Here is a 12,409-nt window from a genome sequence, read left to right as displayed (position 1 = left end):
GAAAGCGGGCTGCGGGCCCGGTTTGAAGGCTAGTCAGATCGGGATCGGGGTATCTCCATGCGCATGACAAGATTTCTGTTGGCAGCTTCGGCGGCCTGCATTCTCCACGCAGTTCCTGCAGCAGCCAAGGCAGCCCAGTGTGGCAACAACGGCGCCGGTTTCGAGGCCTGGATTGGCGAGTTCAAGCAAGAGGCAGCTGCAAGCGGTGTCAGCCCCTCCGTTCTTGATCGCGCCTTCGCAAACGTCTCCTACAACGGACCGACTATTGCCGCTGACCGTGGCCAGAAGAGTTTCAAGCTTTCCTTCGATGCTTTCATGCAGAAGCGTGGCGGTGCAGCGATCATTTCGCGCGGCAAGGGCATGAAGCGCGCCAATGCCGCTCTCTTTGCGTCGATCGAACGCCGCTACGGCGTGCCGGCGGGTCCGCTAATCGCGATTTGGGGCATGGAGACCGGATTCGGCAGCTATATGGGCAACCAGCATACGCTGTCGGCAGTGTCGACCCTCGCCTACGATTGCCGACGTTCCGACTACTTCACCGATCAGCTCTATGCAGCACTGCAGCTTGTCTCGGAGGGTTACCTCAACCCGCAGGCGCGCGGTGCGGCCCATGGCGAGATCGGACAGACGCAGTTCCTGCCGCGCAATGTCGTGCGCTTCGGCGCCGATGGTGATGGCGACGGCCGCGTCGATATGGTCGGCTCGCGCGCTGATGCGCTTGCCTCTACTGCTAATTTCCTGAAAGGCCATGGCTGGCAGGCTGGTGCCGGCTATCAGCCCGGCGAGCCCAACTTCGCAGCGATCGCCGGCTGGAACGCGGCGACGGTCTATCAGCAGGCCATCGCTTATATCGGCCAGCAGATCGACGGAAACTGAGAATAATTCAGCGCAAACCGCGAGCGCCGAACTGAGGTTCGGCGCTTTTTTGTTTGAGCCTAGACGTCGGGGCGAATGAAGTCGCGGGTTTCGGCGTCCATGACCCACAGTTCTCCCGTCGAAATATCGAACCAGGCACCGTGAAGTGCGATCTTGCCGGCGTCTTCCAGGGCCTTGATGTCTGGAAACGTCCTGAGATTCTCAATCGAATTGCGGATCGAGACACGCTCGAGGGCGGTTTGGCGCTCGGCAGGAGTCATCACGTCATTGGCGCCGATCTGCTCCGCCGCAGGCCTGACGAGCGACATCCAGCGTCCGATAAAGTCGCCGGGCGAAAGGGGCTCGGCACTCGGATCGAGCGCCGCCCTGATGCCACCACAGCGCCCATGACCCATGACAACGATGTCCGTAACCTTCAGAACCTGAACCGCGAATTCCAGCGCGGCTGACGTGGCATGAAAATGACCATCCGGCTCGTAGGGCGGCACCATGTTGGCGACATTGCGGATGACGAAAAGTTCGCCGGGACCTGCATCAAAGATCAGCTCGGGAGCAGCACGCGAGTCCGAACAGGCGACCACCAGTGTGCTTGGGTTTTGGCCGTGCTCGGCAAGCGTCTTGTAGCGATCACGGGCGTCCGCATAACGCCCGTTCATAAAGTTGCGGTAACCGTCGAGAAGGGTGTTTGGAAAACGCTGCATGATCTTCGATTACAGCCTGCGCCCACCAAGATCAATATCGCACTGCAAGATAGCAAGCGCGGGCGTGACGTCAGCCCTTGCGCCTTTGTGCCGGGTGCATCAAGCGCCGCATCTGCACCATCGCCATCGGCGTTGCCAGGCTTGACGCGTCGCTTGCCAGCGTCAATTCGTCGCTCCCCCGCTTCACGGCGCGGGCAAGTACCTCGTAGACGCTTGCCGTTGCAAGCTGAAGCGCCTTCTCGTCCTCCATGCCGGAAAGAAGCCGCGACAGAAACAGCGCGGCAAGAAGATCACCGAGGCCATTCGGCGGCTTGTCGATCAGGCGATGTTCCGCCAGCAGCGCATGGCGCCCCGAGAGATAGAGATTTCCTGTGCCTCCTGCCATCATCGGCACGGCTGAGGTCACCAGCATGCGGGACGGACCGAGCGACAGGGCAGCATCCATAATCGACGTATTGTCCTCCAGCGGGGCACCAGCGAGCCAGGCGAGTTCAAATCGATTAGGCGTCGCAAGCGAAGCGAGGGGTATCAGATGATCCCTGATCGCCTCGGCCGTTGCCTGCGGCACGTAAAGGCCACCCAGATCCCCCATAACCGGATCGCAAACGTAAAGCAGCTCCGGTTTCTGCTCGCGCAAAGCCGTCACGAGCCGGGCAACCGAGCGCGCCTGCCCGGCATTGCCAAAATACCCTGAAAGAACAGCCTTCACTTCACCGATCCAGGGTGCGCGAATGAGATCGTCGATCGCCGCGTCAAAATCGGCTTCGGCAAACGTGAGCCGTGTCGACCGGCCATGGCCGGGGTGCCACGGCAGCACGATCGTCGGCAGCGCCCAGACCTGATGACCGAGTGTCTCCAGCGCAAAGACCGCCGCACGATTTCCGACGGACCCACGCACAACATGGCTGGAGATAACAATGACGGTTCCTGCGGCATTATCTGACATGATGCTCTACTCGGCCTTCGATGACCGTTGATCTCCTTTTTGCAGCTCCACTGTCAACAGCTCTTCACGCAGACATGGAAACTTCCGCCGCAAGAAATTCGGGCATTCATACAACGAAGCAAAATCTTTCGAAAATATGCGTTCCGACCGCCAAAAACGCATGAAAGCTGCCTCGCAATGCACTCTTTTAGAGATTCTTTCGTCAAATCTTCTGCTAACTTGCGCCAAATCGAGGAGATGAGGGAGTATCTGCGATGGCTGGTCGAAACAATCCGAAGCGAGAAAAACAGCTCGAGAGCGCGACCAAAATCGCGGCCGCAACCGGGGAGACCTACCTCGATCCCGAATTCTTGTTCGGGCGCGCCAGCGGCGACGACCTGGAACGCTACACGCCGGAGATGTTGGCACTTTCTGCCGTGCATTCTGCAAAAGAATTAGCAGCCTGGGCAGGCAATTCAGCGCGCATCACCATCGATACCATCGCCGACGTGGAGCCAAACGGCGTTGCCGTATCCGTTCTTTCGGTCACCGACCACAATATGCCGTTCTTGTATGAATCGGTGATGGGCGAGGTCACCAGCAGTTATCGCGACCTCTACATGGCCGTGCATCCGATCCTCGTGATGGAGGACGGCAAAGCGCCTGAACTTTACTCGGCCGACCTCCAAAGCGAACCGGCCAATCGCGTCAGCCATATCCAGCTGCACCTTGCGCCCCTGACGACGGCTCAGGCAGCCGATCTGATCAAGCGTGTGAAGACCGTGGTCGAGCAGGTGCGCGTGACGGTTTCCGACTGGAGACCGATGCTCGATAAGCTCGGAACGGTGATCGACGAACTTTCTGCCTACAATGCCAGCCGCAGGAAAGCGGAACGCGATGAAGCGCTCGCCTTCCTGACGTGGCTGCGCGATGCCAACTTTACCTTTCTCGGGATGCGTGAGTACGTCTACTCGGGCAAAGGCGCGAGCGCAAAGGTGGAGCGTGACAAGGGCGCTGGCCTCGGCATCCTTTCAAACCCCGACGTGCTCGTTCTGCGCACCGGTAAGGACGCTGTCACGACGACGCCGGAAATCCTCGCATTCCTCGATGGCCCGGATTTCCTGATCGTCACCAAAGCGAACGTGAAGTCGATCGTCCATCGACGCGCCTATATGGACTATGTCGGCGTCAAGCGCTTTGACGCCAAAGGAAACGTAACCGGCGAATTGCGCATCGTCGGCCTCTTCACCTCAACCGCCTACACATCCCTCGCCAGCGAGATTCCGCTGCTCCGTTCCAAGATCGAGCGGGTGAAGGAATATTTCGGCTTCGACCCGATGAGTCACTCGGGCCGTATGCTGGACAATACGCTGGAATCCTATCCACGTGACGACCTCTTCCAGATCGACACGACCCTTCTGGCGAGCTTTGCAGAACAGATCAACGATCTTGCCGACCGGCCGCGTGTCCGCGCGCTGCCGCGCATCGATCACTTTGATCGCTTCGTTTCGGTGATCGTTTATGTGCCACGCGAGGAATATGACTCGATCGTGCGTGAAAAGATCGGAACCTATCTGAAGACCGTCTATGATGGCCGCGTGTCCGCCTATTATCCGGCTTTCCCGGAAGGCGGCGTTGCGCGCGTTCATTTCATCATCGGTCGTTCCGGCGGCAAAACTCCACGCGTGCCGCAAGCAAAACTCGAGGAGGCAATTCGAGCCATCACGGCGCGTTGGGATGACCGGTTCGAAGCCCTGGCTGGACCCAAGGCTCCTCGCTTGCTCGTAAGCCACGCGTTCCAGGATCTCTTCCCGCCCGAAGAAACCTTCTATGATCTTGAGGACATCACCGCTTGCGCAGCCGGAGAGCCGATCCGCATAGCGTTCTACACGCGGGAGAAAGACGGCGTTGAGCTGCTTTGCCTGAAGATTTTCCATTCCGGCGGCCAACTCGCCCTGTCCCGCCGCGTACCCTTGCTTGAGAACCTCGGCTTTAACGTCATAAGCGAGGGAACATTCGATATCGATGTAACCCTCCACGGCGGCCCGGAAACGCTGGTGGTGCTGCATGATATGGAACTTGAGCCTCGGGGAGGTATCCAAATCGATCTCCATCGTCATGGAGAGATGTTGGAGGAAGCGTTCCTCGCAGCGTTCAGCGGCGTCATCGACAATGACAACTTCAACCGCCTGATCGTCTCGGCGGGATTGACTGCGCGCGAAACCAGCGTCCTTCGTGCCTATGCCCGCTATCTGCGCCAGGCCGGCATTCCGTATTCGCTGGACTACATCGCTACCACTCTGGACAAGTATCCGGTAATCGCAGCGATGATCTTTCGGCTGTTTTACGACGCGCTCGATCCGAAAATTTCCGAGAAGACGCGGATCAAGAAGGCGGCCGAGCATCACCAAAGGATCGAGGCGGCTCTCTCCGATGTGCCGAGTCTCGACGACGATCGAATCCTGCGCCGCTACGTCAACGTCGTGGACGCGACACTGCGGACCAACTACTTCCAGCGCGATCAGGATGGCTCGCCGAAAGCGATGCTGGCCTTCAAGCTCGATCCGCATCTGGTCGACGGCTTGCCCGAACCCCGACCATTTCGCGAGATGTTCGTCTATGGCGTCGAAGTCGAAGGCGTACACCTGCGCTTCGGCAAGGTGGCGCGTGGCGGCCTGCGTTGGTCTGACCGCGCTGAAGACTATCGAACCGAAGTGCTGGGGCTTGTGAAAGCACAACAGGTCAAGAACGCCGTCATCGTGCCAGTCGGCGCTAAAGGTGGCTTCTATCCGAAGAAGCTGCCGGTCGGCGGCAGCCGCGACGAAATCTTCAACGCTGGTCGCGAAGCCTACAAGACCTATATCCGCACTCTGCTGTCGATCACCGACAACATCAATGGCGCCGATATCGTGCCGCCAAAGGACACAGTCAGGCTTGACGGCGACGACCCTTATTTCGTCGTGGCCGCCGACAAGGGAACCGCCACCTTCTCGGACACCGCCAACGCGCTCGCGCAGGAAGCGGGCTTCTGGCTGGACGATGCCTTCGCTTCGGGTGGCTCGGCCGGTTACGACCACAAGAAGATGGGCATCACCGCCCGCGGTGCCTGGGAAACGGTGAAGCGCCACTTCCGTGAAATGGATATCGACATCCAGACCACCCCCTTCACCGTTGCCGGTGTCGGCGATATGTCCGGCGATGTGTTCGGCAACGGCATGTTGCTGTCTCCAAAAATCCGGCTGGTCGCCGCTTTCGACCATCGCGACATTCTCATCGATCCGGATCCGGATATGGCAAAGACGCTCGCAGAACGGCAGCGGCTTTTCAATCTAGCGCGGTCGAGCTGGCAAGATTTCGACAAGGGTGTCCTTTCGAAGGGCGCGATGATCATTTCGCGATCGGCGAAGTCGGTCACGCTGACGCCGGAAGCAATGGCTGCGATCGGCATCGACAAAGCCGTGGCAACGCCGTTCGAGATCATGACGGCCATTTTGAAAAGCCCGGTCGATCTGCTCTGGTTTGGCGGTATCGGCACCTATGTCAAGGCGCCGTCCGAAACAGACGCGGAGGTTGGCGACCGTGCCAACGATCCCATTCGCGTTGCGGCGGAAGACGTGCGCGCCAAAGTGATCGGCGAGGGCGCAAATCTCGGTGTGACGCAGAAGGGCCGTATTGCCTACGGCTTGAGGGGCGGGCGCTGCAATTCCGACGCGATCGACAATTCGGCTGGCGTCAATACGTCGGACGTCGAAGTCAACATCAAGATCGCGCTTGCCGCCGCCATGCACGATAATCGCCTCACGCGGGCAAAGCGCGACCAGCTCCTGTCATCAATGACGGATGAGGTCGCAAAGCTGGTGCTCAGGAACAACTATTTGCAGTCTCTGGCGATTTCGCTGACGGAGCGCAAGGGCACGGCAAACGGCCTGGAACTTGCCCGGCTCATGACGGTGCTCGAAGGCGCCAAGCAGTTGAACCGGAAGGTTGAGACGCTACCTGACGATACGGTCCTTGCCGAGCGCTATGCTGCGGGCAAGCCGCTGACCCGACCCGAGATTGGCGTTCTGCTTTCCTATGCCAAGATCGTGTTGTTTGATGCCCTGGCCGCCAGCGATTTGCCTGATGATCCCTATTTCACCGCAACGCTTTCGAACTACTTCCCCGCAAAGATGCGCAAGACGAACGCATCCGACATCGACGCCCATCGTCTGAAACGCGAGATCATTGCGACCGTGCTTGCCAACGAGGCCATTAACCGCGGCGGCCCTGGCTTCGCTGTCAGCATGATGGATGCCACAGCGGCATCCGCACCGGAGGTTGTTCGGGCGGCAATCATTGCCCGTGATGGCTTCGATCTCGGACGGCTCTGGACGGAGACGGATGCGCTGGACGGAAAGATCGGCGGCCAGATCCAGAACCGCATCTACGAGGAAATCAGCCACACCTTCACGGTGTTGACGCGCCTCCTTCTGAAGACACAGATGGTCAAGGGCGATATGGCTGCCACCATCGAGGGACTTCAAGCAGCCCTGAAGAAGCTCAAGCCGATTTTCGCCAGCCAGACAGTACCCGAGCTCGAGGCACGCCGCCAAGAATATCGCGAGGCCGGCGCGCCCGATAAGCTGGCCGCCGAGATCTCGGGGCTCCTCGGCTTTGCGCTCGTGCCTGAGATCATGCAGATCGCCGAACGCACGGGCGAACCACTGGCTCGCGCAGCGGAAAGCTATTTCGCCGTCTCACAAACATTCCGGATCGGGCGGTTGCTCGCCGCCGGATCGCGCATCATCTCGGCCGACCACTACGAGAATCTGGCGCTGGCACGCAGCATCGACCAGATCGCCAGTGCGAGACGCGATATCGTCATCTCGGCGCTCGCAAACCATGGAAAGGACAAGCTTCCGGTTCAGGCTTGGCATGCCGGCGATCGCATCAGAATCAACCGGATTGCAGAGGAACTATCCGGGTTGAGTGACAGCGGCGATCCGAATCTTGCCCGGATCACCGTGGCAGCGGGTCTGTTGACCGACCTTGCGCGCGACGGGGCGAGGTGAGACAGTTCCGCTCGGAATCAGGAGCGGATTGTGAATCGCATCGACTGGACGGGAACTCAGCCGGCTAGGGCATCGGAGAAGGGCATCTGGGGCTGGATGCTCTTCGACTGGGCAGCCCAGCCATTCTTCACGGTCGTAACGACCTTTATCTTCGGCCCGTACTTCGTGTCACGCCTGACGGCCGATCCGGTCTCCGCTCAGGCGATGTGGAGCAACATGGCGACGATCTCTTCGGTGATCATCGCCATCTTGTCGCCCGTCCTGGGTTCGATTGCAGACCAGTCCGGCGCGCGAAAGCCTTGGATCGCTTTTTTCGCCGTCATCAAGATTGCGAGCCTCTTCTGCCTCTGGTTTGCGTCACCGGGTTCGTCGCTGGTCTACCCAGTAACCTTCATGATCCTGGCGTCGATCGCGGCCGAGTTCTCGATCGTCTTCAACGACTCCATGATGCCGCGGCTCGTCAGCAAAGACGAGGTCGGCAAGTTGTCCAATACGGCCTGGGGTCTTGGCTATCTTGGCGGGATGATTGTCCTGATCGCCGTAGTCGTCCTGCTTGCGGGAAATCTGGAATCCGGCAAAACAATTCTTGGTCTTGATCCCTTGTTCGGTCTTGATCCACACCAAGGGGAAGATGCCCGCATCACCGGGCCGATCTCGGCCGCCTGGTACCTGATCTTTATTCTTCCGATGTTCTTTTTCACACCGGATGTCAGCAAGGGCCTTCCGTTCGGTGCCGCGGTGCGAACCGGCCTTGCCGAGCTGAAAAGCACGCTTGGCGAGCTCAAGCACCGCCGAGGCATTCTTCATTTCCTGGTCGCCCGCATGATCTATCAGGATGGCGTCAACGGACTGCTGATACTTGGTGGCGCCTTTGCCGCAGGAATGTTCGGCTGGGCGACAATCGAAATCGGGATCTACGGGATCATACTCAACGTCGTCGCAATCTTCGGCTGCATCATTGCAGGCCGGGTCGATCGACATATCGGATCCAAGTCGACAATTGTCATCAGCTTGGCGATGCTGTTGCTTGCAACCGTTGGCATTGTGTCGACGGGGCCGGGATACACGCTCTTCGGCCTGCTCGAACTGCCGACCGCCGATTCCGGTGGACTCTTCGGGACGGCAGCCGAGAAAGCATACATCGCCTACGGCCTGCTGATCGGCCTTGCCTTCGGCCCGGTGCAGGCGTCGTCACGCTCCTATCTCGCACGAAGCGTAAGCCTGAACGAGGCGGGCCGCTATTTCGGCATCTATGCGCTTTCAGGGCGCGCCACGAGCTTCCTGGCGACGCTGTTCTTCTCCGCCGTGACCTATATGACGGGCTCGTCGCGGCTTGGAATGGCAACACTTGTACTCTTTTTGGCCGCAGGGCTGATCCTGCTCGTCCGCACGCCCTATCCTGCGGACAGGGCGTAACGGCGGCCTACCCGCTTAGTGGCGGAAGTGCCGCATGCCGGTAAAGACCATTGCGACATTGTGCTCATTGGCAGCGTCGATCACTTCCTGATCGCGCATCGATCCGCCCGGCTGGATAACCGCCGTCGCGCCGGCTGCGATCATTGACAGCAAGCCATCGGCGAAGGGCAGGAAGGCCTCCGAGGCAACGGCCGAACCGTGCGTCAACGGCTCTGTGAGCCCGAGGGACCTGGCAGCTTCCTCGGCCTTCACGCCGGCGATCCGCGCAGAATCCACGCGGCTCATCTGGCCTGCGCCAATGCCGGCCGTCTGCCCGTCCTTGGCATAGACCACCGCGTTCGACTTGACATGCTTGGCGACCTTGAAGGCAAATTTCATGTCCTCGAGTTCCTGCTGGGTAGGCGCACGCTTGGTAACTATCTTCAGCTCCAGATCCTCGACCATGCCGTTGTCTCGGCTCTGGACGAGCAAGCCGCCGGAGACGGTTTTCGCCGTCAGACCGGCAGACCGCGGATCTGGGAGCCCGCCTGCAGTCAGCAGACGTAGGTTTGCCTTGCGCGCAACGATGGCCTTCGCCTCCTCAGTAACTTCAGGCGCGATGATGACTTCGGTAAAGAGCTTGATGATCTCTTCCGCCGTTTCCGCATCGAGTGTCTGGTTAAGGGCGATGATGCCGCCAAAGGCGGAAACGGAGTCGCAGGCAAGCGCGCGCTTGTAAGCTTCGAGCAAGCTGGAACCGGTTGCCACGCCGCAGGGATTTGCGTGCTTGATGATCGCGCAGGCTGCTGACTTTTCCGGCAGGAACTCGGCGACGAGCTCGTAGGCCGCATCGGTGTCGTTGATGTTGTTATAGGAGAGCTGCTTGCCCTGAAGCAGTGACGCCGTGGCAACACCGGGGCGGCGTTCGCCCGTGACATAGAATGCCGCCTTCTGGTGCGGGTTCTCGCCGTACCGCATCTCTTCCTTGAGCACACCACCAATGACGCGATGACGCGGGGTGTCTATCGAGAGCGCCTCGGCAAACCAGTTGGAGATCATCGAATCATAGGCAGCCGTGCGAGCAAACGCCTTGGCTGCCATCCGTTGGCGGAAGCCATAGGCAGTGCCGCCGGCGTCGGAAGCGAGATGTTCGAGTAGCTCGGCATAGTCCGCCGGATCGGTCAGGATCGTCACATAGGCGTGGTTCTTGGCCGACGCACGGATCATCGCGGGACCGCCGATATCGATATTCTCGACGGTCGTCGGATAGTCACCGCCGGCAGCACGAACGTCCTCGAACGGATAAAGATTGATGACGACAAGGTCGATACCCTCGATGCCGTGCGCCTTCATCGCAGCTTGGTGTTCCGCGTCATCGCGAATGGCAAGCAGGCCGCCGTGCACTTTCGGATGCAAGGTCTTGACCCGACCATCCATGATCTCAGGAAACCCTGTGACGTCGGAAACATCGGTCACCGCAAGTCCGGCGGCTGCAATTGCCTTGTGAGTGCCACCTGTCGACAGGAGGCGAACGCCCTTATCGGCAAGTGCGCGCGCGAGCTCGACGATACCGGTCTTATCGGATACCGAAAGCAACGCTGTCTTGACGGCGACCTTGTCGGGTGCGGGAATTTTCTTGGAAACAACGGCCATGAGGCTTCTCCGTTTGGTCTTCAGGAGATATCCGGCGAGGGATAAGCGGATGATGGCGCCGCGTTAGCACAGCTTTGCCGCCGCGGAAACAGTCGCTAGCTCTTACGCGATAAAAACCAGCGTATTTCCGGTCGGTCAGGATAGGAGAAGGCGATCTCGATCTGATCGGAACCGCAAATGCCCGACGCGTCGGCAAAGAAGACGTCCTCGCCAATCAGCACTTCGTTGCCGGGCGAGGAGAACAGCCATGTTTCTCCATCGGGTGCCGTCATCATCACCGACTCTTTGTCAAGCTGCTTTAGATTGATCGAGGGGTGGGCATGGAAGCGCGCCACGGCACGCACGGCCTCATCGACCTTGCCTTCCGGCGCAACCAGTCGATCATAACCCGTAACGATCAATCCCGTGGCGTTCAGGGTCAGCTCTCGCTCATGCAGAACACCAAATGCGTTAAGGTAGCCGTCATGGCTCGCCTTGATTACGTCGCGCCCGTCATCGGCGAGCGCGCGATCGACGCTTACGGTTTTGACGCCATCAGTAATCACGTTCGCAATGAAGTCTGACGGCGCAAAACGGCTGGATGAGGTGTCGTTGACAGTTACAGTGCTATGCGCAGCAGTCGTTCGAGCGATCTGCACGTAACGCTGTCCGGCAAATTTCGGCGATCCGGAATTGACAATAAAACGGTGACGTCCGGAGGACATCTCAAACGACAGGCAACCGGCATGTGCCGTGCGGGACAGGCTGCCAGTAGGCGGCAATCCGGTATCGGCAATGACCACGGTTCTACCCGCAGCCAGCCGCTGATAGCGCGAATGGGGCATCGCCTTGAAGGGATCGCCCGCGGTCTCGTCGTATCGCAGCAACGACATCAATTCCGTCGCGAGAGTCGACGTCGCGCCATTAAAAAGCGCGAGATCGCCATCCTGGTGCCGGAAGAAGCGCAGGGCCGGATACATACGATCGATGCCCGAGATCAGTTTCTGCGGCAGGTCATGACCGAGATTGACGTAGGTTTGCCGGAGCGGAAGGAGATCGAGGAGCAGCTCCAATCCGACCCGCGGATTGCGCGAGACATGACCTCCGTCAGGTAGAATCTGGCTGTCAAACTCCCGATCCAATGCTTCGGCAGCGCGTCGGAGCGCACCTGAGCGCGTTGGCATTGCAATGGAGGCCATCGCAAGGGCGATCCGCAATCGAAAGCGAACTTCGCCGGGAGGCGCGTACTTTGCCATTCGGCGTAGAAATCGAACTTGAAAGGCTAGCGAGCGCAGGAAACGGCGATAGAAGCCGCGATCGGCATTGTGAAGGACAACGGGCGAATGCGAGAGCCAGGAAATCACCCGCTGCGCGGTGACATCGATCCCCCAGGCGATGCCTTCGATGCGGCCGCCATGCAGCGACAGCCAGTTGTTGACGATGGAGCGGGCGACGCTCGAGTGAAGGTCACTCTTCTTGGTCCGCATATGGCGAAGCCATCCGAAGCCATGAAGCCGCAACGCGAAGGATCGGGACGGAAGGCTGAAATTGAAAGGCGACTTGCCGCCCGTTTCGAGAAGGCGTCCGGCAAGCGGGAAGCGGCCGTTCAAAATCTCTTCGGCCACATGCGGATCGACCGCACGTAGGTCGGTCGGGGCGACAATCAGGCGCTCCGGGGCGTGAACCGTGTGGCGGAAGAGGCGCAGCCGCAGAAGTGCTCCGCGGCACAGCGTGCGCCGCCAAACCTCTCCCAAGTAAAGAGCCGAGAACCCGGACCACATGTTTATTGTCTATTGACCCGTGTCGTTAAGAATAAGTGAATAAGCGCA

The 12,409-nt window shown here is 59.6% G+C and carries 7 protein-coding genes; 3 read left to right on the top strand and 4 right to left on the bottom strand.

All coding sequences use genetic code 11. From position 1 onward, the window contains the following. Nucleotides 1–57: 57 nt before the first annotated feature. Nucleotides 58–876 carry a lytic murein transglycosylase gene (locus FHT71_RS12125; RefSeq protein ID WP_183719763.1) on the top strand — a complete coding sequence of 273 codons (819 nt, stop codon included), beginning with the start codon at nt 58–60 and terminating at the stop codon, nt 874–876. Between the two features lie 59 nt (nt 877–935). On the opposite strand, the gene FHT71_RS12120 is transcribed toward FHT71_RS12125, so the two are convergent. Together FHT71_RS12120 and pdxY are read right to left on the bottom strand one after the other, a co-directional pair. Then, nucleotides 936–1,577, bottom strand: coding sequence for a carbonic anhydrase (locus tag FHT71_RS12120; RefSeq protein ID WP_007798199.1), 642 nt, complete (start codon nt 1,575–1,577; stop codon nt 936–938). Nucleotides 1,578–1,647: 70 nt separating this feature from the next. Next, the gene (gene pdxY, locus FHT71_RS12115) at nt 1,648–2,523 is read right to left on the bottom strand and encodes a pyridoxal kinase PdxY (protein ID WP_132592404.1); all 876 of its coding nucleotides are present in this window, start codon (nt 2,521–2,523) and stop codon (nt 1,648–1,650) included. A 254-nt stretch (nt 2,524–2,777) separates the two neighbouring features. On the opposite strand from pdxY, the gene FHT71_RS12110 reads away from it, so the two are divergent. Together FHT71_RS12110 and FHT71_RS12105 are read left to right on the top strand one after the other, a co-directional pair. After that, complete coding sequence (locus tag FHT71_RS12110) at nt 2,778–7,553, top strand: NAD-glutamate dehydrogenase (RefSeq protein ID WP_183719761.1); 4,776 nt, start codon at nt 2,778–2,780, stop codon at nt 7,551–7,553. A 27-nt stretch (nt 7,554–7,580) separates the two neighbouring features. Next, a complete protein-coding gene (locus tag FHT71_RS12105) occupies nt 7,581–8,969 on the top strand; it encodes an MFS transporter (protein ID WP_183719813.1) in 1,389 nt (462 codons plus the stop codon). Nucleotides 8,970–8,984: 15 nt separating this feature from the next. Here FHT71_RS12105 and purH read toward each other — a convergent pair whose 3' ends face one another. Further along, nucleotides 8,985–10,601, bottom strand: a complete 1,617-nt coding sequence (purH, locus tag FHT71_RS12100; RefSeq protein ID WP_132592400.1) for a bifunctional phosphoribosylaminoimidazolecarboxamide formyltransferase/IMP cyclohydrolase — start codon at nt 10,599–10,601, stop codon at nt 8,985–8,987. Between the two features lie 95 nt (nt 10,602–10,696). Next, a complete protein-coding gene (locus tag FHT71_RS12095; protein ID WP_132592398.1) occupies nt 10,697–12,361 on the bottom strand; it encodes a heparinase II/III family protein in 1,665 nt (554 codons plus the stop codon). Between the last annotated feature and the right edge of the window lie 48 nt (nt 12,362–12,409).

It is taken from the genome of Rhizobium sp. BK060 (assembly GCF_014193145.1).
In the GTDB taxonomy this organism is placed as follows: Bacteria; Pseudomonadota; Alphaproteobacteria; order Rhizobiales; family Rhizobiaceae; genus Rhizobium.
The sequence above is the reverse complement of the archived record's forward strand: the minus strand, read 5'-3'. Positions and strand labels throughout refer to the sequence as shown.